The 22,237-nt window shown below is 62.7% G+C and carries 21 protein-coding genes; 8 read left to right on the top strand and 13 right to left on the bottom strand.

The features are described from left to right. Positions 1-218: 218 nt before the first annotated feature. Complete coding sequence (gene hslO / locus ABDB87_RS12025; RefSeq protein WP_345927277.1) at positions 219-1,076, bottom strand: Hsp33 family molecular chaperone HslO; 858 nt, start codon at positions 1,074-1,076, stop codon at positions 219-221. Then, the gene (locus tag ABDB87_RS12020) at positions 1,073-1,426 is read right to left on the bottom strand and encodes an ArsC family reductase (RefSeq protein WP_345927276.1); all 354 of its coding nucleotides are present in this window, start codon (positions 1,424-1,426) and stop codon (positions 1,073-1,075) included. Before ABDB87_RS12020 ends, hslO begins: the two co-directional genes overlap by 4 nt. Before the next feature lie 138 nt (positions 1,427-1,564). On the opposite strand from ABDB87_RS12020, the gene ABDB87_RS12015 reads away from it, so the two are divergent. After that, positions 1,565-2,188, top strand: a complete 624-nt coding sequence (locus ABDB87_RS12015; protein ID WP_345927274.1) for a hypothetical protein — start codon at positions 1,565-1,567, stop codon at positions 2,186-2,188. A gap of 65 nt (positions 2,189-2,253) precedes the next feature. On the opposite strand, the gene ABDB87_RS12010 is transcribed toward ABDB87_RS12015, so the two are convergent. The 6 genes from ABDB87_RS12010 to ABDB87_RS11985 all read right to left on the bottom strand — a co-directional run bounded on the left by ABDB87_RS12010 (position 2,254) and on the right by ABDB87_RS11985 (position 7,696). After that, positions 2,254-3,402 (bottom strand): DUF2863 family protein, encoded by a 1,149-nt coding sequence (locus tag ABDB87_RS12010; protein WP_345927272.1) that lies wholly within the window; start codon positions 3,400-3,402, stop codon positions 2,254-2,256. 71 nt (positions 3,403-3,473) lie between these two features. Beyond that, positions 3,474-4,148, bottom strand: a complete 675-nt coding sequence (gene bioD, locus ABDB87_RS12005) for a dethiobiotin synthase (protein ID WP_345927271.1) — start codon at positions 4,146-4,148, stop codon at positions 3,474-3,476. Then, positions 4,145-4,891: a methyltransferase domain-containing protein gene (locus ABDB87_RS12000; protein WP_345927269.1), complete on the bottom strand. Its 747-nt coding sequence runs from the start codon at positions 4,889-4,891 to the stop codon at positions 4,145-4,147. Before ABDB87_RS12000 ends, bioD begins: the two co-directional genes overlap by 4 nt. Next, entirely contained in the window at positions 4,881-5,585 is a 705-nt protein-coding gene (locus tag ABDB87_RS11995; RefSeq protein WP_345927267.1) for an alpha/beta fold hydrolase, read from the bottom strand. Before ABDB87_RS11995 ends, ABDB87_RS12000 begins: the two co-directional genes overlap by 11 nt. Further along, positions 5,582-6,766 (bottom strand): 8-amino-7-oxononanoate synthase, encoded by a 1,185-nt coding sequence (bioF, locus tag ABDB87_RS11990; protein ID WP_345927265.1) that lies wholly within the window; start codon positions 6,764-6,766, stop codon positions 5,582-5,584. Before bioF ends, ABDB87_RS11995 begins: the two co-directional genes overlap by 4 nt. Before the next feature lie 129 nt (positions 6,767-6,895). Then, positions 6,896-7,696 (bottom strand): hypothetical protein, encoded by an 801-nt coding sequence (locus ABDB87_RS11985; protein ID WP_345927263.1) that lies wholly within the window; start codon positions 7,694-7,696, stop codon positions 6,896-6,898. Between the two features lie 266 nt (positions 7,697-7,962). Between ABDB87_RS11985 and kduI the strand changes: the two genes are divergently transcribed. After that, complete coding sequence (gene kduI / locus ABDB87_RS11980) at positions 7,963-8,802, top strand: 5-dehydro-4-deoxy-D-glucuronate isomerase (RefSeq protein WP_345927261.1); 840 nt, start codon at positions 7,963-7,965, stop codon at positions 8,800-8,802. A 121-nt stretch (positions 8,803-8,923) separates the two neighbouring features. Here the strand turns inward: kduI and ABDB87_RS11975 are convergent, their stop codons facing one another. The 5 genes from ABDB87_RS11975 to ABDB87_RS11955 form a co-directional block, all read right to left on the bottom strand. Continuing rightward, on the bottom strand, positions 8,924-13,627 hold the full coding sequence (locus ABDB87_RS11975; protein ID WP_345927259.1) for a glycoside hydrolase family 6 protein: 4,704 nt from the start codon (positions 13,625-13,627) through the stop codon (positions 8,924-8,926). Between the two features lie 449 nt (positions 13,628-14,076). Then, positions 14,077-15,633: a nitrogenase molybdenum-iron protein subunit beta gene (gene nifK / locus ABDB87_RS11970; RefSeq protein WP_345927258.1), complete on the bottom strand. Its 1,557-nt coding sequence runs from the start codon at positions 15,631-15,633 to the stop codon at positions 14,077-14,079. Between the two features lie 103 nt (positions 15,634-15,736). Next, complete coding sequence (gene nifD, locus ABDB87_RS11965; protein ID WP_345927257.1) at positions 15,737-17,194, bottom strand: nitrogenase molybdenum-iron protein alpha chain; 1,458 nt, start codon at positions 17,192-17,194, stop codon at positions 15,737-15,739. Between the two features lie 102 nt (positions 17,195-17,296). Further along, positions 17,297-18,178, bottom strand: a complete 882-nt coding sequence (gene nifH / locus ABDB87_RS11960) for a nitrogenase iron protein (protein WP_345927256.1) — start codon at positions 18,176-18,178, stop codon at positions 17,297-17,299. Between the two features lie 15 nt (positions 18,179-18,193). Beyond that, on the bottom strand, positions 18,194-18,703 hold the full coding sequence (locus ABDB87_RS11955; protein WP_345927255.1) for a hypothetical protein: 510 nt from the start codon (positions 18,701-18,703) through the stop codon (positions 18,194-18,196). 11 nt (positions 18,704-18,714) lie between these two features. On the opposite strand from ABDB87_RS11955, the gene ABDB87_RS11950 reads away from it, so the two are divergent. The 6 genes from ABDB87_RS11950 to ABDB87_RS11925 all read left to right on the top strand — a co-directional run bounded on the left by ABDB87_RS11950 (position 18,715) and on the right by ABDB87_RS11925 (position 22,226). After that, entirely contained in the window at positions 18,715-19,167 is a 453-nt protein-coding gene (locus ABDB87_RS11950) for a group II truncated hemoglobin (protein WP_345927253.1), read from the top strand. Beyond that, positions 19,151-19,747 (top strand): hypothetical protein, encoded by a 597-nt coding sequence (locus ABDB87_RS11945; RefSeq protein WP_345927251.1) that lies wholly within the window; start codon positions 19,151-19,153, stop codon positions 19,745-19,747. Before ABDB87_RS11950 ends, ABDB87_RS11945 begins: the two co-directional genes overlap by 17 nt. A 147-nt stretch (positions 19,748-19,894) precedes the next feature. Beyond that, complete coding sequence (gene draG, locus ABDB87_RS11940) at positions 19,895-20,863, top strand: ADP-ribosyl-[dinitrogen reductase] hydrolase (protein ID WP_345927249.1); 969 nt, start codon at positions 19,895-19,897, stop codon at positions 20,861-20,863. Between the two features lie 32 nt (positions 20,864-20,895). Further along, on the top strand, positions 20,896-21,312 hold the full coding sequence (locus tag ABDB87_RS11935; protein ID WP_345927247.1) for an ArsC/Spx/MgsR family protein: 417 nt from the start codon (positions 20,896-20,898) through the stop codon (positions 21,310-21,312). After that, positions 21,309-21,584 (top strand): DUF6156 family protein, encoded by a 276-nt coding sequence (locus tag ABDB87_RS11930; RefSeq protein ID WP_345927246.1) that lies wholly within the window; start codon positions 21,309-21,311, stop codon positions 21,582-21,584. Before ABDB87_RS11935 ends, ABDB87_RS11930 begins: the two co-directional genes overlap by 4 nt. 30 nt (positions 21,585-21,614) lie before the next feature. Beyond that, entirely contained in the window at positions 21,615-22,226 is a 612-nt protein-coding gene (locus tag ABDB87_RS11925) for a glutathione S-transferase family protein (RefSeq protein WP_345927244.1), read from the top strand. The last annotated feature ends 11 nt before the right edge of the window (positions 22,227-22,237 follow it).

Below are 22,237 nucleotides of genomic sequence, written 5' to 3'. Positions count from 1 at the left end.
TTGCGGCAAGCTGTCTCGAACGCTTCCCCACTGCTCAGGCGTCGCGTATTGATGGGTCTCGCACAGGTACTCTTGCAGCAGCATTCTCGTTCATCCGCACCGCTCGGCACGGCTCCAGTTGCACAGCCTGTACTGTACAAATAGCAAAGGCCCCGAGGGGCCTTTGCTTAACTGAGCGGCATTGCCGCATCATGCGGGCCTTTTTTGTGGGCGCGTGCTCAGTGCAGCGTCGGCTTCCCGGCATCGAACAATGCTCTGACTTCTTCCGGCGTGAAGCGATAGCTGTGGTTCGACAGGTCGTCGTGAATGTCGACAACGCCGTGCTCGGCCAGCACTTCCTCAAGTTGCGCCTGCCCCAGGCTGCGAAGCATCGTGGCGATCTTCTCGCGGTCTGGCGGAAAGTCGTGCGTCACGGTTCGCGGCTCGAAGACGCGTACGGTTTCTTCGGCAAAGAGGCGCGAGAGCAGTGTTTCGGGATCCAGTCCTGCGAGTTCTGCGGGTTTGACGGTTGAGGCCAGCTGGGTAATCCGGTTCCACCCGTCTGCGTCCTTTCTGTCGGCGTTCGGCAGTTTCTGCAGAAAAAGCCCCGAGGTCTGTTGCGCGTCCGAGCAGAGAACCAGGCGGGCCGGCTGCTGCTCCGACTGAGCCAGGTAGTGTTCGAACAAGGCCGTGATCGAGTCCCCCTCGATCGGGACATAGCTCTGATACGGCTGGCGTGCCCCCACCTCATCGAGCGACATGAGCAGTCGGCCGTCTCCCAGCAGACTGCCCAGTGTGGTGGCCTCTTGCGGCAGCGCTTCGGCTCGGGCATACGCGCGCAGGTTCAGGCTTTCCGTGCAGTCGATGACCATCAGGGATACCGGGCCATGGCCGCTGAGCTGGAAGGTCAGCCGGGCAGGCTGCTTCAGGCTCGCAGCGATCACACTCGTAATCGCACACATCTCGCCGAGCATGGCGCTGACCGGTGCCGCGTAATCGCGACCAGCCAGAATTTTCTGCCAGGCCGGGCCGAGGCGAACGACCGAACCGCGGATATCGAGGTCGTCGAGCAGGAACTTGCAGACAAAATCGTTCATTGGGCTTCTTTCAATGCTGCGGCGAAGCGCTGTTCATCAAATCCGGCCAACAGGGTCTTGCCTGCAACCAGTACCGGGCGGCGAATGAGGCTGGTGTGTGTCTGCATCAGTGCCAGCGCCTTGGCGCGATCGACGCCTTCACGCTCCGCATCGCTCAGCTTGCGCCAGGTGGTGCCGCGGGTATTGAGCAGGGCTTCCCAGCCGATTGCGTCGGCCCATGCATCCAGGCTTGCGGCATCGATTCCCTGCTTCTTGTAATCGTGGAAAGTATAGGCAAGCCCGTTCGCGTCCAGCCATGCGAAGGCTTTCTGCATTGTGCTGCATTGTTTGATTCCGTAAATTCTGATCATCTTTGTTCGGGCTGTGGAACTATGCAGGACGCGAATTTTCTCATTTGCCACACTTCCTTGCACGCGAACGGTGAGAAAATCCCCCCCCCGTATTTCGCACTGCCGGTCCGGGAGGCGTGACATCCCGATGGAGAAAAGATGAGTTTGTTTACGCGAGGTCTGCTGCTTGCCAGTCTGGGGACGTTGTGCGCCATGCCGCTGCAGGCGGCCACCCAGCATGGCAAGAGCGCACAGAAGACGACACAGAAGGCCGCCGCCAAGGCGCCTGCCAAGTCCGCCAGCGGCACATCAAAGCGCAGCGCTGCACCCAAGGCGAAATCCGCGGTCAGGCCCGCTGCCGCTCCTGCAGACAAGACCGCGACAGCCACCTGCCGCACGGTGAAAGTCAAGACAGCCAAGGGCTACGTCAATCGGCGCAGTTGCAAACAGGCTGCCGCACCTGCGGAGCCCAAAAGCCTGACCAGTCCGATCAGTGAGAACGCCCTCACCCGCCCGCCACAGGCGTCGCCCGAGGTGGTGAAGGCCCGGACAGTGCCTGATCGCGCATACGCCGTCGATGGGCAGACGTTCTTCTACCAGGGGCGCAAGTACCGGGTGGCGGGCCTCAAAGGCAACGACAACAGTGATATGGCCAAGCAGCGTCTGCAACGCTCGCTGGAGTCCGGCACGCTGAATGTCAGCCCGCTCAGGACGGACGAAAGCGGTGTAGCTACGGCGACCGTACGCGTGAATGGACGCGATATCGTGGATGACATGCCCTGAGCCGGGCATTCATTGCGAAGGACGCTCATCAAATGAAAAACCCGCGGTCACGCGGGTTTTTGTTTTCAGTGAAGATGTCGAGGCATCTGGCCAGCGCGGTCTTCCGGAAGCTCGGCATGCATCGCCTCGCCCTCGGGGGAGGGATACATCGGCGCACCGCAATCGTCGCAGTACTCCAGCGGGAAACGCTGGTCCAGCTGCTCGATGATGCGGATGCCGACTTGCCGGAGCGAGGCTTCGATCTGGACGAAGGCTTCGGCCGCTTCTTCGTCCGGCCCCAGCAGCGGCCAGACCACACCGTGTACGACCTCGCTGCGCTCCGCGAGCGTGAATCCGATGCGCAGCTCCTCGACCTGCTGGTCACGGAACACGGCAACCACGGCACGAAGCTTCTCCGGCTCGACGTCCAGGGTCGTGCTCAGGAATGCGGTCGATGCCATGATGGAGAAGGGCCGTGATGCCCGATCGGACTGCCTGCATGCGGCAAAGAAGGCATCCGGCAGCTCTGGCTCGATCGCGCATCCCGGCAGCATGGGCGCAAGGCAGGCGCCACCCTGTTGCTTCCATTGCGCGAGGGCGTGAGCCCTCGAACCATCGGCTTCCTGCCAGCGGAAAATGGGCTGGGCCTTGCCTGCCTTGACCGCGGCCAGAATGTAACGCACATCCGACAGGAAGCGCCCGGTCTCAGGCAGCGATTTCTCATCCACCTTCATGACCCCGTCTGCCTCGGCAGCGGCCGCGATGGCGCGGGTGAATCCGGCGGTTTCACAGAATCCCTGGGGCAGCTGATCCGGGCTGAACAGCATGTCGGCAATGCCAAGCTGCACGCCTTCAGCAAGCACGTGCGCACGCAGGTGAACGCTCAGATCCTTGAGGATCGCAGCAGGAATCCGGCCGGAGGGAATCTCGAACCGCGACCAAGCCAGGACCGGTGCTGCCAGAAGCAGTACGCCTGCCTCTTCTGCACGACTCTCGATGCTGTCAGCGAGGACTTCGTAGGCGCGTTGCTGCTTTTCATAGAGACCATCCAGCGCGTTGACGAGCACGTTTTCGTCGCCCTCGGCAAACACCGCGTCAAGTGCTTCCTCCAGATGCTTTTCCCAGAACGCGTCTTCTGCTCGGCACCCCGATTCGGCGAGTCCGGCTGCCAGTTTCTGGAGTGTTTCCGCTTCGGGCGGCTGGGTGCTTGCACGGCGATTGCGGGAGGGCTTCATGGCGTGGCTGGAACGGTTTTTCCGGGAGGCGTGGAGTCTAGCATTGCAGGCCACCGCCTGCCCGTACTGGCTCAAAGCCGGGTGATATCGAGTGCGGAAAGTGTTTCTTTTGCGGACGGTGCAGACGCATGCGGCAGGATGCCCAGACAAGGCGCCTTGATGAGACGCCGAAGCGTCTCGATGTTTTCGGCCTCGTGCAGCATCGGTGCCGGGAGCGGGCGATTGCCGATCCAGCCTGCCAGCGTCAGGCCGCGTGCTGCAATCGCTTCTGCGCTCAGAAGCGCGTGATTGATGCAACCCAGTCGAAGTCCGACGACCAGCAGCACGGGCAAGTCGAGTGCGACAGCAAGATCGGCGCTGTCGAAATCCGCCCCCAGTGGCACGCGAAAGCCGCCAACGCCCTCGACCAGTACTCGATCCGCTTGTTCCGACAGCCGTGAGAAGCCTTTGAGCAGCGCAGGCAACTCAAGCGCCACACCTTCTTCGGCGGCAGCTATATGCGGCGCAATCGGGCTGCGCAGGCAGACCGGATTGATGTCGGTGATCGTGGGACCCTCGCTCGATGCGGCATGCAGGCGCCTGGCGTCCTCGTTGCTCCAGATTCCATCGACGTATTCCGCGCCTGCTGCCACGGGCTTGTAGGCCGTCGCGCGCAATCCGGCCGAACGCCAGGCGTGGAGCAGGGCGCAGGCAGAAAAGGTCTTGCCGATTTCGGTATCGGTCCCGGTCAGGAAAAAGGCTTTCATGGCTTGATCGCTTCCAGTATCAGCACGTCATAACTTGCCGGCAGCCCTTCGGGCTGTCGGAAGGCCTCATAGGTGGCCTGAAGTTTCAGCCAGGCCTGGCGGCCCAGCATGCCGGGCCTGCGCTGCGCGAGACTGTGCGCGCCAAGTGCCCGGAGCTCATGCAGGATCTGGCGAAGCCCCTCCGAATGGGTCTGCTCGAGGTGGCGCTCGATCCGGATCTGGCCGAAGCCCGCGCGCTCCAGGGCTTGCTGATGAACGTGCAGGGTGTCGAAGCTCCTGACATGCGGTGCGTCATCCACGGAGCGGAAAGCGCTTCGCAACTCCTGCAAGGTGTCAGGGCCCAGTGTTGCAACACGCAGGGTGCCACCCGGACCCAGGACGCGGAACGCCTCCTGTGCTGCCTGTGCGGGTCGGGTCCATTGCCATGCGAGGGACGAGCAGTAGAGATCAATGCAGTCTGCTGCCAGGGGCAGGGCTTCCAGATCGGCACAGACGACCGGCTGCCGGCCCTGGCGGCACATGCCGAGCGCAGCGTCGAGATGCAGGATCACGGCCTCGGGAAGGCGCTCGCGCAGGCAGGCTGCGAGAAATCCGGTGCCGGCACCTGCATCCAGAATCGCTGCCGAAGGCGGGACATGACTCGCGAGTCGCCTTGCGATCCGCCTTTGTACAGCTGCGACGCCGTCATAGGTTTGCGCGGCGGCACTGAAGGCGTCGCGAATGCGTTTTTTCTCAGCGGTCATCGGCGAACGCGCGGATCAGGGCGGCCATCTGCGCCGGCTGGGTGAACAGGGGACAATGCCCCGCGTCGGCGACTTCGGTCAGGCGCGCGTGCGGAATGCGTTGCGCGATCACCCGGGCTGCCGCAACCGGCATGATTGCGTCATGTTTGCCATGCAGCAGCTCAACCGGGCAACGGATCGCCGGCAGAGCGTCCATCAGGCTAGCGTTTTCCAGGATTTCCAGACCCTGCGACAGTCCCGGCGTGTGTGGCGCCAGCAGCGCTGCGTCGAGCAGCGCCTGCAAGGGCGCGCGCTGGCCGTCGCCCATGATCTGGAGAGCCAGGAAGCGTTTGAGCGTGCGTGCGGGTTGGCGGGTGAAATCCTGCCGGAAGGCTGAGACGACCTCCGGAGCGAGACCATCCGGCCAGCTTTCCCTGCGAACGAACGCTGCATTGGCGCCGATGAGGAAGAGGCCGCTGACCCGCTCCGGATGCCGTCGTGCAGTCTCGATGGCCAGCATGGCGCCGAGCGACCAGCCCACGACGATGCTGCCGCGGGCAAGGTGTGCGGACAGCGCATCGGCGCGGGCGGCCAGCGTGCCGGCGGATTCATCGACTCGCGGTGTCTGGAGCTGGAGATCCGGCAGGGCTTCCTGCAGGCCCGCCCAGATCCGGCTGGAAAATCCCCAGCCCTGAAGGAGCACGACCGGATTCATGCTGAGGGCATGTCCGTGCGGGCCTCGCGCATCGCTTCCAGCAGGCGGTCGACGTCTGCTTCGGAGTGAGCGGCAGTCAGCGATACGCGCAGACGCGCACTGCCTTGCGGAACTGTCGGCGGTCGGATGGCCGGCACGTACAGCCCGCGTTCTTCGAGTGCCCGGGACAGCGACAGCGCCTGCGCGTTTTCGCCGATGATGACCGGTTGGATGGGGGTTGCCGAAGCGGCGGTCCGGTAGCCCAGCGCCTCCAGCCCCTGGCGCAGACGCGCAATGAGTTGCTGCAGACGGGCACGGCGCGCATCACCGGCTTCGATGAGCTCGAGCGCACGGCAGACAGCGGCGGCCAGCAAGGGCGGGGTGGCGGTGGTGAAGATGCAGGGGCGGGCGGTCTGCATGAGCCATTCGACCACGACCGGATGTGCCGCGACGAAAGCCCCCCCCACGCCCGCCGCCTTGCCAAGCGTGGCCATGAGGATCAGCCGGGGCGAGCTCAGGCCTGCGGCAGCCAGGGCTCCGCGTCCCTGTGGCCCCAGCACGCCGAATCCGTGCGCATCGTCGATCAGCAGCCAGGCGTCGTAGCGTTCGGCAAGTTCGAGCAGGGCGGGCAGAGGCGCCAGGTCGCCATCCATGCTGAAAACGCTGTCGGTGACGATCAGCTTGCGCCGGGCGCGTGAGGCTTCAAGCTGCCGGCCCAGCATCGCGAGGTCGCAATGGGCGTAGCGCGTCAGTCGGGCTCGGGAGAGCAGGGCGCCATCGATCAGCGAAGCGTGATTGAGCCGGTCGGCAAAGATTTCGTCTTCGCGGCCGAGCAGTGCCGGCATGACCGCGATGTTGGCCAGGTAGCCGGTCGAGAAGGAAATGGCCGCAGGCATGCCGGTGAAGCGGGCAAGCTGCTGCTCCATCGCTTCATGGGCTTCGGTGTGACCACTGACCAGGTGCGAGGCCCCGGAGCCGAGCCCCCAGTGAGGCAGGGCTTCGCGTGCCGCCTCGATCAGTTCCGGTGCGTTGGCCAATCCCAGGTAGTCATTGCTGGCGAAAGACAGCATTACCCGGCCATCTATCCGCGCTTCCGGGCCGCAAGGTTTTTGCTGGATGCGCCGCCGCCGTCGCTGGGCGCGGCGATCCAGCTCATGGAGCTTCGACTCCAGATCGTGCAGGGCGGAGAACGTGGCGGACATCGGCGAGTGCGGCGGGCAGAGGGGCGCGTATTGTAAGGCCTTGATCACGCGACCGGCGTCTCGCGCGAGCGCCAGCGCAGACGCCGGGGTATGGGCCGGGCTTGCTCGAAATTCAGCTGGCTGCAGTGCTCAGATCAGCCACAGGACAAGGATCAGGACGATGAGCGCACCCGCGCCGAAATACAGTTTCTTGCGGCGGGCCAGCGCGCGCGCCGCGAGACCGCTCTCCAGCGGGGCCTGCGGAGTTTCTTCGAGACGCGCTTCCGTCATGTGACTGAACGGACTGCTGAGCACTGGCGCCTGCTCGGGCACGGCTTGCGTTTCCCGTGCTGCGGGCGGTGCCATCTCGACCAGCGACGGTTCCTCGCGAACCGGACTTGTCGCGGCAGGAGTAACCGGTGGCGGCGTGAATTCGGCGGCCGCATTGACATAGCGGTCCAGCGCTTCCGCACTGGCAACCAGGGTCCGGACGGCGTCCTGCTCCACAGCGGCCTTTGCCGGAACGCTCGGCTGCGCGGCACTCCTGCGACCGATGAGCGAATCGGGTGCGTCGCCGTGAAGCGGCATCATCGAGTCATTCAGGTAGGCGGCGAGCGCATTGGGGTCGGCCAGTTGCGTCTTCTCGAGATCGGCGGTCTGCACCGGCCGGGGATTGCCCGCTGCAACCAGATCGGGGACTGCGGGTGCGGCCGGGGGCGACATCGACTCGGAGGCCACATCCATCCCGATGGCACGCAACTCCCTGACGTAGCGCTCGGCAACTTCCGCTTCGACACCCTTGCGCAGGATAGCCATGCGGCCGGAAAACAGCTTGACGATCTGCTCCTCGCTGGCCTTGAGCCGGCGGCTGGCTTTCTGCCTGACGGTCTCCGGTTCGAATCCGGCCAGAATGCCTCCCCTGAAGACGACCCTGTATTCCCCTGTGCTCATCGATGTTCCTCGGTGTGCTGTCTGTCTTGTTTTGCCGTCCGGCGGTTTTTGCGGGATGGTAGGCGCGTGCGGGGCGCTGGACGGAAGAATTGAATGTTTTTTCCCAGCGCGGATCATACCTGCAGGGCGGCGCGTTCCGGGAGCAATCTGGCCTGGATCAAGCTGGCGGATCCTCCGACTGTCAGATCGGGCGCAAGTCCGTAGAATCGCGACGTACCAGATCTTCATTCCGGGCCGGAACACGCCCGTCCGCATCAGGAGCCATCATGCAAATCGATATCCGCCAGTCCTGTAACGCCGCCTACAGCAAGACCCTTGATACCGAAGGACTGCGCAGGGAATACCTGGTCGAGCAGATTTTCATTGCCGACCAGATGACCATGACTTACAGCCACGTCGACCGGATCGTGTTCGGCGGCGTCATGCCGCTTACCGGTGAGGTGAGCCTGCCCGATCTGGGCAAGACCTTCGGGACCGCTTTTTTCCTCGAGCGGCGCGAAATGGGCGTCATCAACATCGGTGGCGCCGGCGTCATCGTGGTGGATGGCGTGGAGTACGCGATCGGCAGCGAAGAAGCGCTCTACATCGGCAAGGGCGCACGTGATCTGCGTTTCCGCAGCGTGAGCGCCGACGCACCCGCCAAGTTCTACTACAACAGCACGCCGGCGCATGCCAGCTATCCGATCGTGAAGGTCACGCGTGACATGGCCAGCCCGCAGACCATGGGCGAGGCGCGCACCAGCAATCGCCGCACGATCAACAAGTACATCGTGCCCGGCGTGGTCGATTCCTGCCAGCTCATCATGGGGCTCACGAAGCTCGAGGAAGGCAGCATGTGGAACACCATGCCCTGCCACACGCACGAGCGCCGCATGGAGGTCTATTTCTACTTCAACATGCAGCCCGACGGCGTCGTCTTCCACATGTGCGGCGAGCCGACCGAATCGCGCCACATCGTGATGCGCAACGAGCAGGCCGTGATTTCGCCGAGCTGGTCCATCCATACCGGCGTCGGTACGCAGTCCTATACCTTCATCTGGGGGATGGCAGGCGAGAACCAGACCTTCCCGGACATGGATCATGTGCCGATGACCAGCCTGAAGTAATCCGGCCATTTCCAGTGCGAGCCGGGCAGCCCGCTGCCCGGCTTTTTCATGCCCGGAGCATGCGCACGAAAAAGGGCGGGTCCCTTTCGGAACCCGCCCTTCGTGTTGCCTGGCCTGCTGATCAGTTCAGCGCCGGGTACGCATTGCGCACCAGCATCATGAACTGGTCATGGAACCAGTTGCCGGCGTGCGGCGCACCTTGCAGTGCGTCGACGTTGCTCGTGCCGCACATCACGTCGAACTGCTTGCCTTCCGCGTTCGGCGAGGTGGCGCTGCTGTCGCTGGTACCGTCGGACTCACCCGGACCCTTGACCCAGAAATAGGCGTCCAGGTAGCTGCGCGAAGCATCCGGATTGGCGGCCGGACGTGCACCGACACCCGCGTTCTTCACGTTACACCAGTTGCCGCGGTGAGCGCGCAGATCGATCTTGCTGGTCCATACATCGCCGTTCCAGCCCAGCGGACGGGTCGTGCCACCCCAGCCGTTGCGGCCTGTATCAACGATGAAGCCCATGGTCGAGGGGAAGCCGTTGGCGACCATTTCGGCACGCAGCTTGTCGATGTAGGTGAGCTCGTCGACCGCACGGTTCCATTCGTAGAACGCATGCTGGGCGATGTTGTCGGTGCCGTTGAAGTAGGGCTCATCCAGCGGGGTGTAGTTCGCGACGTTGGTCACGAAACCACGGATCACCGACAGATTGCCATTCACGCCGAGCACCCATTCGCGGAACTTCGACACCGCGGCTGCGCGGTTGTTGTCCCAACCCAGCCAGCCCGAGTGGGCGATGTCCAGATACTGATAGACATTGGGCAGGGAGGAGAACTTGCGCAGAGCGTACTGCACGCCTTCGACATAGGTGTTGGCCTGGGAGGCTGCCACGCAGACGGGCTTGTAGGCGGTCTGGCCGGCGTTGGTGATCATGTTGGGCAGCGAGTCGGGCTCGATGACCAGCACGATGCGCAGGCTCTTGTAGGCATCCTTGGCAAAGATGGCCTGAAGACGATCGATGTACTGAGTCTTGTAGGTATCCATGCCGCCGTTGGCTGCCTTCAGTTCGCCGTTGGAAGCAGACGCTGCGCAGTCGCGATCGGGCAGATCGTAGACCACGAAGGTGATGCTCAGCGGCTTGCCGCCGTTGGCTGCCTGCTGGGCCAGAGCGGCCTTCAGGTGACCTTCGACGCCCAGACGGCCGCCGTTGGACGAACCACCGTCAATAGCCGCGATGCGGTCGATCCACACCCCGGTCGGCATGCCGCGCATCTTCGTGGCAGCCAGCGCCTCGCTCGAGCCGGAAGACAGCTTCGCGATGGAGGTATCCACTTGTGCCGTGTAGTCCGGATTCACATACATCGAGGCGCCCGAGAACGGGTTGCCCGAGGTGATGCCGGCGCTGCTGTTGGCACTGCTGCTTGAGGACGATGAGGAGCTGCTGGTGCTCGATGCGCTGCTTGAGCTCGAAGAGGCTGCCGACGAGCTGCTGCTCGAGGCGGCGCTGCTGCTGGAGCTCGAAGCGGCGCTGGACGACGAGGACGAGGAGCTGCTGCCACCCGTGTAGAGCGTCGGGTAGCTGTTGCGCACCAGCATCATGAACTGGTCATGGAACCAGTTGCCGGCGTGCGGTGCACCTTGCAGGGCGTCGACGTTGCTCGTGCCGCACATCACGTCGAACTGCTTGCCTTCCGCGTTCGGCGAGGTGGCGCTGCTGTCGCTGGTACCGTCGGACTCACCCGGACCCTTGACCCAGAAATAGGCGTCCAGGTAGCTGCGCGAAGCATCCGGATTGGCGGCCGGACGTGCACCGACACCCGCGTTCTTCACGTTACACCAGTTGCCGCGGTGAGCGCGCAGATCGATCTTGCTGGTCCATACATCGCCGTTCCAGCCCAGCGGACGGGTCGTGCCACCCCAGCCGTTGCGGCCTGTATCAACGATGAAGCCCATGGTCGAGGGGAAGCCGTTGGCGACCATTTCGGCACGCAGCTTGTCGATGTAGGTGAGCTCGTCGACCGCACGGTTCCATTCGTAGAACGCATGCTGGGCGATGTTGTCGGTGCCGTTGAAGTAGGGCTCATCCAGCGGGGTGTAGTTCGCGACGTTGGTCACGAAACCACGGATCACCGACAGATTGCCATTCACGCCGAGCACCCATTCGCGGAACTTCGACACCGCGGCTGCGCGGTTGTTGTCCCAACCCAGCCAGCCCGAGTGGGCGATGTCCAGATACTGATAGACATTGGGCAGGGAGGAGAACTTGCGCAGAGCGTACTGCACGCCTTCGACATAGGTGTTGGCCTGGGAGGCTGCCACGCAGACGGGCTTGTAGGCGGTCTGGCCGGCGTTGGTGATCATGTTGGGCAGCGAGTCGGGCTCGATGACCAGCACGATGCGCAGGCTCTTGTAGGCATCCTTGGCAAAGATCGAATGCAGGCGGTCGATGTATTGCGACTTGTAGGTCGCCATGCCACCGCTCGCTGCCTTGAGTTCGCCGTTGGAAGCGGACGCTGCGCAGTCGCGATCGGGCAGATCGTAGACCACGAAGGTCACGGTCATCGCCTTGCCACCGCTGGCTGCCTGCTGGGCCAGAGCGGCCTTCAGGTGACCTTCCACGCCCAGACGGCCGCCATTGGCCGAGCCGCCGTCGATGGCCGCGATACGGTCGATCCACACCCCGGTCGGCATGCCCTTCATCTTGGCTGCAGCCACTGCATCGGCGGAGCCTGAGGTCAGCTTCGCCAGCGAAGCATCAACCTGTGCAGCGTAGTCCGGGTTCACATACATGCCGGCACCGGTGAAGGGGTTGCCGGAGGTTGTGCCCAGGCTGCTGTTGGTGCTGCTGGAAGAGGAAGAAACGCTGCTGGACGAGCTGGAGGTACCGCCGCCCGTGCCCGTTCCGGTGCTGGAGCTCGACGACGAAACCGAAGAGCTGCTTGAGGAGCCGGGCGGAACCACGACCGGCCCGGTGCTCGAGCTGGACGAAGCGGCGCTGCTGGACGAGGACTTGCTCGAAGAGGACGAGCTGGTCGGAGTGCTCGAAGCGCTCGAGGAAGACACGCTCGAAGCCGAGGAAGACGAGGACGCCTTGCTCGACGAGGAGGAGCTGCCGGGCACACTCGAAGATGCCGCCGACGAAGACACGCTGGAGGCGGCTGAGGACGAGACGCTGGAAGCCGACGAGGAAGACTTGCTCGACGATGATGAACTGCTCGGTACGCTGGACGAAGCCGCCGACGAGCTCGATGAGCTCGACGCGCTGCGATCCGCACAGAAGCCGACCGAGGTATTGCTGCTCTTCGCCGCGATCGCCTTGTTCCATGACATCGGCGTAACCGAAACGGTGGTGCCGCTCTGGGCCCAGGTGGCGTTCCAGAGCTGGTTCACCTTGCCATTGGGCAGATTGAAGCTGCCGCTCCAGTCATTGACCGCCGTCGTACCGGTGTTGGTGACCGTGACCTGGCCGCAGAAGCCCGTACCCCAGTCGCTGTTGACCGTGTAGGAGACCTGGATCTGGCCGGTTGCCGACGAGGCGCTCGAAGAAGAGACCGATGAGGCGCTGGAAGACGACTTGCTGGAGCTTGCGCTGGATGCGGTGCTGCTGGAACTCGACGAAGAGGAAGAGGACGAGCGGCTGCTTGACGCGCTGCTGGTGCTCGAGCTCGCGGCGCTGGAGCTGCTGGCTGCACTGCTGGAGCTGCTGCTGGTGCTGCCATTGACCGTGATCAGGCGCTTGAGGAGCGTCAGCTTGTTCTGGTCGAGCGTGGTCCAGTCATCGAGCAGCAGGCCATTGGTGTCGCCGCTGTTCGGGTTCCAGGACCAGTAGAAGAAGTTGGTCAGACGCTTCTCGATCATGTAATCGACAAGCTTGTTCTGCCAGGTCACATCCTTCGCGTCACCCTTGCCGTACTTGCCACCGAACTCGCCCAGTGCCATCGCATAGTTCAGACCGCGGGCAAAACCGAAGTGGGTGTCCCAGATGTCCGGCATGTTGCTCGGGAAGTTGGACGCGGTGAAATAGGGCTGGTTATAGACATCCGGCCCATACACGTGCGGTGCAAGCACCAGGCGGTCACGCGGAATGTTCAGCGTGGTGCACTTGAGCGGGCTGATGTTCTCGCCCCAGAAATAGGCGCGCGAATCCGAGCAGGCGGTCTGGGCTGCGATGCCTTCCACGAAGACCAGCATGTCCGGCGCGGCGGCCAGCACGGTGCTGGCCCCACGCTCTGCTGCGAGGTTCCAGTCGGTCTTGGTGTCACCCGTGCCCCAGGTGGCGGCACCGTGCGGTTCGTTCTTCAGATCGATACCGATCACGCCCTTGACGTTCTTGTAGCGGTTGGCCACGAACTTCAGGTCGGCGAGCCATTGCGCTTCGGTGTAGCTGCTGGTGTACCAGAGTTCGGAGATGGCATTGCAGTCCGGACGATGGTGATCAAGCAGAACGTAGAAGCCCTGATCCGAGAGGTAGTTGACGATCTTGTCCAGGATCTGCAACGAGTTGAGCCCCTGCAGATCCGGGTTCACGTTGTAGTTGATGCTGTTCGGCGTCACCCCTTGCAGGGTGGCGGGGCAGAACGGCAGACGCACGGCATTGAAGCCGGCGGTCTTCATCTTGGCGATCGAATCCTTGTAGCCGACCGACCAGAGGCCGTGCAGCACATAGTTGGGGGTTTCGAACCCGAACCAGTTCACGCCGGACAGGCGTACCTCCTTGTTCTGCGGATCGAGGATGCGCCCGGTGCCGGTGTCGACGCTGAACGCGTGGGCACCTGGCGCCATGGCGGTCAGCACCATTGCTCCTAGTACAGTACTGACGGCGGATCTGAGTCTCATCGTCTGCTCTCCAAAATACTCATGTGAGTGACCTGCCAGGACGCGCACGTTCGGGGACGCATGCCGTGGCCTGTGTCGGCACCTGATGCGCCGACGCGCACAATGTGAGCTATGACGATGGATTTAATAAGCCGGCGCCGACAAGTTCCGCCGCAATGCGGACAGGCGGAGGGCACCGTCATGCTTGATGCCAGATTCCTGAAAATATGGCGTTTTTGCGCTTTTTTACATGCCTTGACATGCGTGGCAGGGTTGCGCGGATATTCCATTGTCTTTCAGCGCTGGAATCCCGCCGCCTGTCTGATCCGGCTTTTCACGGGGCGGCTGAAGTCTGTTTGGCGAGCTCGTCGGTCAGGACCGGATACGGGCGGGGCCTCCCTGGCTAGGGAGGCTTCGTGAAATGAAAAGGGCCGCCCGAAGGCGGCCCCTGCTGACCTGCTCCAGTGACTTCAGCGGATGATGTCGTAGGAGTAGTCGGTCTTGCCTGCGACGATGGTGTTGGCGTCGAGCGTCTCGAAATACTCGTCGAGCAGGTCGACCAGCACGCGCATGCCACCTTCATAACCCCAGATCGGCCGGACGTGATAGTGATGACGGTCGAAGATCGGGAAAACCATCCGGATCAGCGGCGTGCCGGTATCGCGTTCGAGATACTTGCCGTAGGTATTGCCGATCAGGAAGTCCACCGGCTCGGTAAAGAGGAGCGAGCGCAGGTGCCAGAGGTCGCGCTTCGGGTAGGCCTTGCAGGCCGAGCCGTACTGCGAGCTGGCGAAGAGTTTCTCCATCCTGGCGGCCCAGTCCTTCTCGCCGTTGGTCGAGAGCACGTGTGCCGGCTCGGCACCGAGTTCAAGCAGGAATTCGGAGAGACCCAGCAGGAAGTCCGGGTCGCCGTAGAGGGCGTAGCGCTTGCCGTGCAGGTGAGCCTGCGAGTCGGCCATCGCGTCGACCAGGCGACCGCGTTCCTTTTCCAGCTCTTCCGGAATCGGCTTGCCGGTCAGGCGCGAGATCTCCATCAGGAAGCGGTCGGTGCCGGCCACGCCGATCGGGCTGTTGAGCACGACGACTTCCTGACCGTGCTCGGCGATGAACTTGGCGGTCTTCTCGCAGCAGTATTCCTGGAAGATGATCGTGGCTTTGGCGTTGAGTGCCTTTTCCACGGTCTCCTTGGTAGTGCCGCCTTCATACATGCGGAACTCGCCATCGGTCGGCGTGTTCCAGGTCTCCGACGGGTCGCAGATGATGTTGTACTCGACACCGAAGAGATTCATGATCCGCTTGATCTCTTTCATGTTGCCGACGACGAAACCGTCGAAGCCACCGATGAAGTTGATCGCTTCGCCCGGCACGCGTTCGAGCTTGGCAGTGGTGTCGGCCTTGCCGTCCCAGAAGTGCTTGAGCACGCCGAGCAGTGCATTGTCATAACCCGTGATGTGACTGCCAACGAAGGCCGGCGTGTGTGCGAACGGCACGTCGTACTCCGCGGGAACGCTGCCCTTTTCCTTCGCGGTCTTGATGAAGGCGTTCAGGTCATCACCGATCACTTCTGCCATGCAGGTGGTGCTGACGGCAATCATCTCGGGCTTGTAGAGGTTGTAGGTGTTGGCCAGGCCGTCAATCATGTTGTTGAGCCCGCCAAACACCGCCGCATCTTCCGTCATCGAGGAGGAAACACAGCTCGTCGGCTCCTTGAAGTGGCGCGAGAAGTGAGAGCGGTAGTAAGCCACGCAGCCTTGCGAGCCATGCACGAATGACAGCGTCTTGTGAAACCCGTTGGCGACATACACCGCACCCAGCGGCTGGCAGGCCTTGGCCGGATTGACCGTGAGGCCTTCGCGGGCAAAGTTCTTTTCCTTGTAGTCCTCGGTTTTCGTCCATTGGACGATTTCCTGGATCTTCGCGTCGGAGTGGTTGAATTCGAAGGCCTTCTTGTCGGCGAGCATCTTCTGGTATTCCGGCTCGCGGAAGAGGTTCTCGTGGTCAATGACCTTGTCGGCGGATTGCGGCATGGTAGTTCTCCTGAAAATGTAGTGAGGAGTTCGGGGGCGGGAGTGAGGAGGGGCCTTGTGCGGAGGCATCCGCACTCCTCACCCCTCACTCCTCACAGAGTGCTTATTTCTTCCAGGGAGCCTTCGACAGACCCCAGATCGGCGAGCTGATGGCCATGTCCATGTCACGGGCAAAGATGGCAAAGCCGTCATAGCCGTGATACGGACCGGAGTAGTCCCAGCTGTGCATCTGGCGGAAAGGCACGCCCATCTTCTGGAACACGTACTTCTCCTTGATGCCCGAGCCGACCAGGTCCGGCTTGACCTTCTCGACGAACTTCTCGAATTCATAGCCGGTGACATCGTCATAGATCAGCGTGCCGTCCTTCACATAGTGCGTGGTGCGCTGATAGTCGTCGTTGTGGCCGAATTCGTAGCCGGTGCCGACTACTTCCATGCCCAGATCCTCATAGGCCCCGATCACGTGACGCGGACGCAGACCACCGACGAAGAGCATGACCTTCTTGCCTTCCAGACGCGGACGGTACTTGTCGATCACGGCCTGCATCAGCGGCTCGTACTTGGCGATCACCTTCTCGGCATTGGCCTTGATTGTGTCGTCGAAGTGCGAGGCGATTTCGCGCAGCGATTCCTTGATCTTGGTCGGGCCGAAGAAGTTGTATTCCACCCAGGGAATGCCGTACTTCTCTTCCATGTGCCGGCTGATGTAGTTCATCGAACGGTAGCAGTGCAGCACGTTGAGCTTGGCCTTGGGCGTGTTTTCCAGCTCGGCGATGGTGCCGTCGCCCGACCACTGGGCGATCACGCGCAGACCCATTTCCTCGAGCAGGATGCGACTGGACCACGCATCGCCGCCGATGTTGTAGTCACCGATGATGGCGACGTCATACGGCGTGGAGACGAAATCCGGGCGCTTGTCGGGGTCGGCCTTGTCGAACACCCAGTCTCGGATCGCGTCGTTGGCGATGTGGTGACCCAGCGATTGCGACACGCCGCGGAAACCTTCGCAGCGCACCGGAACGATCGTATGACCGCCGTATTCCTTGCTCTTCTTCTTCGACACCGCTTCGATATCGTCGCCGATCAGGCCGATCGGGCATTCGGATTGCACCGAGATGCCCTTGTTGAGCGGGAAGAGCTGCTGGATCTCGTCCATGATCACTTCCAGCTTCTTGTCACCGCCGAAGACGATGTCCTTTTCCTGGAAGTCAGACGTGAATTGCATGGTCACGAAGGTGTCCACACCGGTCACGCCGATGTAATAGTTGCGGCGCGCGGCCCAGGAGTACTGGCCGCAACCGACGGGACCGTGCGAGATGTGGATCATGTCCTTGATCGGACCCCACACCACGCCCTTGGAACCGGCGTAGGCGCAGCCGCGGATGGTCATCACGCCGGGCAGCGACTTGATGTTGGACTTCACACCGCAGTCGGGCTTGCCTTCCTCGTGCACGTTAAGGTGCTTGGCGCGCTTCTTGGCGGTCTTTTCCGGATAGGCCTTCAGCACCTCGTCGATGAGTGCTGCGTTCTGGGCCTTCTTTTCGTCGATTGTCATGCTCATTTCATCATCTCCTGTGCGCAATGCGAGAGTAGAGGGAAGAGAACCTTGTTACGCCGGCGAAAGCCGGGAGTCGCAAGACTCCCGACCCTCGACTCCCGGTCCTCAGGCAGCCAGATCTGCTGCGGTCTTGCCCACTTGAGACTCGTCGATCTGCTGCATGATGCCGTGGGCCATCAGCAGGTCTTCAAGCTCGTCCATCGTGATCGGCGTCGGGATGATGCCGTTGCCCTTGTTGGCGTGAACCTTCTCGGCGAGGTTGCGATACTCGCCAGCCTGCTTGGAGTCGGGTGCGAACTCCATCACCGTCATGCGACGCAGTTCGGCGTGCTGCACGATGTTGTCGCGCGGCACGAAGTGGATCAGCTGGGTGCCCAGCTTGCCGGCGAGCGCTTCGGCCAGTTCGTATTCCTTGTCGGTCTTGCGCTCGTTGCAGATCAGGCCACCCAGACGCACGCCACCGGAGTTGGCGTACTTCAGGATGCCCTTCGAGATGTTGTTGGCGGCGTACATGGCCATCATTTCGCCGGACATGACGATGTAGATTTCCTGTGCCTTGTTTTCACGGATCGGCATGGCGAAACCGCCGCAGACCACGTCGCCGAGCACGTCGTAGGAGACGTAATCAACGCCGTCGTAGGCACCGTTTTCTTCCAGGAAGTTGATCGAGGTGATCACGCCACGGCCAGCGCAGCCCACGCCGGGTTCCGGGCCACCGGATTCGACGCAGCGGATGTCGCGGTAACCCACTTTCATCACGTCTTCGAGTTCCAGGTCTTCCACCGAGCCGGCTTCAGCGGCCAGCGACAGGATGGTGTCCTGTGCCTTGGCGTGAAGGATCAGACGGGTGGAGTCGGCTTTGGGGTCGCAACCGACGATGAGGATTTTCTGACCCATCTGCGCGAGGGCAGCCAGGGTGTTCTGGGAGGTGGTGGACTTGCCGATACCACCCTTGCCGTAGAAGGCGATCTGACGAAGGTCTGACATGTTTACTCTCCTGAATCATTGAGCATTGAAATTGCTGCTATCGAAAAATGTCCTCTGTCGGGTACGTCGGACATGCCCTCGATCTACCGTGCCCCGGATGCAGCCCCTCGTGCCTTTGTTGCTCTTCAAAGTAAGCGACTCGTCGGCGAGACATGGTCGGTGCGAGTCCCTTTCAGCAACTGGCGTGCCACTTTTCTGAAAAAGCCAGAATTCCTTGCAGCAAGGACGTTTCAGAGCATCTGCCGAGCTTGATGGCGCATCTTTCTGCGGATCGACAAAGCTGACAATCACGTCTGCCGGACGCCCGAATGAATGGAGTGTCATTTCCGTCCGGAAGGCTCGCTGCCGTGTCCGGATTGGCTGGATCTCCGCTGTGGCCTGAGATTCGGAGCGCAGGTACGACACTTGCGTTATCTGCAGCGGAACGGAGACGGCCATCGGCTGGATCCGTGAAGCGGGGGCGCTGCGGATGCGGCATCCGGAACGCCCTGTATATGCCTTCAGCATGAAGTGGATGTCGGTCATCGGGAGGAATCATGGAAGCAGCCCGCACTGCGCCCGCGCTGGTCAGCATCGGCAGCGCCTCGCGACAGACGCACTTCGAGCGCATCGGTGGCGTCGAGCCCATTACCCGCCTGGTGGAGCGTTTCTATGACCGGATGGATAGCTTGCCGGAGGCACAGGTGATCCGCTCACTGCATCCGGCTGACCTCACCCATGTGAAGCTCGTGCTGGTTGCTTTTCTCATCGAGTGGATGGGCGGCCCCAAAGACTATTCCGCGCAGCGGGGGCACCCGCGCCTGCGCATGCGCCACATGGGTTTTCCGGTCGACGCGGCCGCACGAGACGCGTGGATGCAGTGCATGAGGCTCGCGATGGAAGAGACGATCGAAGACTCCGGTCTTCGTCAGCAGCTCGAACAGGCTTTTTTCAAAACCGCGGACTTCATCCGCAATCAACAGGAGAGTCACCATGACCACCATCGATAACACCGCCTTCGGGCCACTCGAAGCCGAGGAGCGCCTGCTCAACGGTGTCTTCAAGGGGCCGACGGGCGTCAAGGGGCGCTTCGGTTTCCGGGGCGACATCGCCATCGAGTTCCAGCCCAAGCTGGCTGACGAAAAGCGTCCGCCCGAGAAGTGCTGCGAGCAGGTCATCGCGGTGGCCAACGAGGGCGAGCCGCACATCAGCTTCCTGTCGGGTTTCCTGCTCTCCTTCGGCTATCTCAAGCTGCTGGCAGAAGTGCTGGGCGAAGCGCTGTCGCCGACCGGCAAGTACATCCTCTACTGCGACAACATCGACCTGTCGAAGAAGTTCGTGATCGACTATGCCGGCGCCACCTTCTACATCCTGCCGATCGACGAGGCCACGGTGTACAACGAGACGCTCGAGCTGCTCTACCTTGAAAAGACCGAGCTCAAGCGGCTAGACGGTGCAGGCAAGGTCGACGCGATCGCGAACGCGGGCGTCAAGTTTGCCGGTGACAAGAAGTTCATCAAGAGCACCTATGAAGAACTTGTCGCCACCATGGGGCCCGTACGCAATCCCTACGAAAACCGCCCGGTCTGATCGGCATGAAGCTACTGCGCGGCCCGATCTCGACGCTCCGGTGCTCAACGTACCGAATGTACGTTTGCGCGCCTCGCATCGACCTCGGGCCGCTCGCTACGCTTCCTGCACGCAGACTTCGCGCTGACGCGAGGATCGGTGAAAGCCATGCTTGAAGCCCTGATCGACAAGACGCTGAGCGACGACGGCCTGCCGCCGCTCACGCTGCTCGACCGTGCGCTGGGTGCCTATCTGGGCCTGGCGATCGGCGATGCGCTCGGTGCGACGGTGGAATTCATGACGCCGCGCGAGATCATGGCGAAGTACGGCACCCACCGCGAGATCATCGGTGGCGGCTGGCTGCATCTGAAACCGGGGCAGGTCACGGACGACACCACGATGGCGCTGGCGCTGGGGGATGCCATCGTGAAGGCGCGTGGCTGGGACTTGCGCGAAGTGGCCGAACACTATGTGGCCTGGATGCGCGCCAAGCCGGTGGATTGCGGCGCAACCTGCCGACGGGGCATCCGGCGCTACATGCTGGAGGGTTCGCTCGAAGCCCCGCAGAACGAAGGCGACGCCGGAAATGGCGCTGTCATGCGAAACCTGCCGGCCGTGCTGGGCTTCCTGAACGACGAGGCCACGATGCTTGCCCACACGCTCGCCCAGGGCAGGGTGACCCACGGCCACCGGCTCTCTGACCTTGCCAATGTGGCGCTTGCCCGCATGACGGCAGCGCTGCTGCGGGGGCAGGGCATGGAGGCCGCGCGCGCGATCGCGGACGAACTGGCGGCAACCGAGCCACGGTTCTCGACCGAGCGCTATCGTGGTGCTGCCACCGGCTACATTGTCGACACCCTGCAGACCGTGCTCTACCACTTCTTCACGCATGACGACTTCGAGAGCTACCTGCTCGCGGTGGTCAATCGCGGCGACGATGCCGATACCACCGGGGCCCTGGCCGGCATGCTTGCCGGAGCGCGTTTCGGTCTGCGTGCCTTGCCGCGCCGCTGGCTGCGCGCCCTGGACCCGGACATGCGGCATCGCATCGAGGTTCAGACGCGACAGCTCCTCTCACTGCACACCGGCATTGGCGGCCGTTCCGGCGATCCGCTGGCCGGCGCCGCAGCGCCCTGAGGACCTTCGCTCACCGAACCTGAAAGGCAGTCATGGCCCACATCATCTTTTTCGAAAAACCCGGTTGCGGCGGCAACGCGAAACAGAAAGCCTGGCTGGTGGCCGCCGGTCACACGCTGGATGTGCGCAGCCTCCTCGCCTGGCCCTGGACGCGCGAGAGCCTGCTTGGCTGGCTGGGTGCACTGCCGGTGGCCGACTGGTTCAATCGTGCGGCCCCTGCCGTGCGGGATGGCGAGATCCGGCCCGAGTCGCTCTCCGGGGACGAGGCCATCGCGCTCATGCTGGCCACGCCCCTCTTGATCCGGCGTCCGCTGATCGAGTTGCCGGATGGCACACGGCTGGTCGGCTTCAACGAATCGCAGCTGCGTGCGCATCTGGACGCGGCCGCGGCCGCACAGGCGCCCCGCGAAGGCTGTGCCCGCGGCATGACGCCCTGCGAGCCGGCATGAGTACGCGCTACTTTCTGAGTTACTCGGGAGTGAGTCTGCCGCTCCGGCTGGTGGAGGAGATTCCGGAAGCGGCGCTGCGCAACCGGAACACCTGGTTCCGTGCGGACTACGATGAAGCCGGGCGGCTGTGTCGCATCGAAAAATGCGTGTACGGCGAAACGGAGATGACGCATGAATATCTTTACGATACGGCGGGGCGCATGGTCGAGGCCCGCGTCATGACCGGTGACGAGGATGAAACGCAGATCCTCCGTCTGGACCTTCCTGCGTAAGATGCTGTCCGCAATCCGGGAAATGAATCCGTGAAACTCTACATGGCACCTGGCTCCTGCACGACCGGCCTGCACATCCTGCTCGAGGAGCTGGAGCTGCCTTTCGAGGCCTGGATCATCAGCATCCCTGCCGGCGAAAACCGCAAGCCGGAATACCTCGCGCTCAACCCGAAGGGCAGCATTCCGACCCTGGTGCTCGATGATGGCCAGACGCTGACCGACTATGTCGCGATCTCGTACTGGCTGGCCTGCAGGCATCCGCGTGCCCGGCTCCTGCCGGCAGATCCGCTTGCGGCAGCGCGGGTAATGGAGCTTCTCGTCTATGTGGTGGCGACGGTGCACGGCCAGGGTTTCGCGCGTCTCTTCAATGCGGAAGGCTTTCAGGTCCAGGGTGAAGCGGGCGAGGCGCTTCGTGACCAGGGACGCGAGATCGTCGGCAAGGCTTTCGCCATTCTCGACACTCAGCTCGCCGAGGGCTATGCGGCGGGCAGTTTCTCGATCGCCGATCCGGCGCTTTTCTATGTGGAATTCTGGGCTGACAAGCTCGGCATACCACTTCCGCCAAAGCTCGCCACCCATTACGCGCGGATGCGCGAGCGCCCGGTCGTGCAGCGCGTGCTGCGCGAAGAGGGTTATCGCTGACAGGGGAGGGA

The sequence above is a fragment of the Uliginosibacterium paludis genome (assembly GCF_039631355.1).
Lineage (GTDB): Bacteria > Pseudomonadota > Gammaproteobacteria > Burkholderiales > Rhodocyclaceae > Uliginosibacterium > Uliginosibacterium paludis.
The sequence above is the reverse complement of the archived record's forward strand: the minus strand, read 5'-3'. Positions and strand labels throughout refer to the sequence as shown.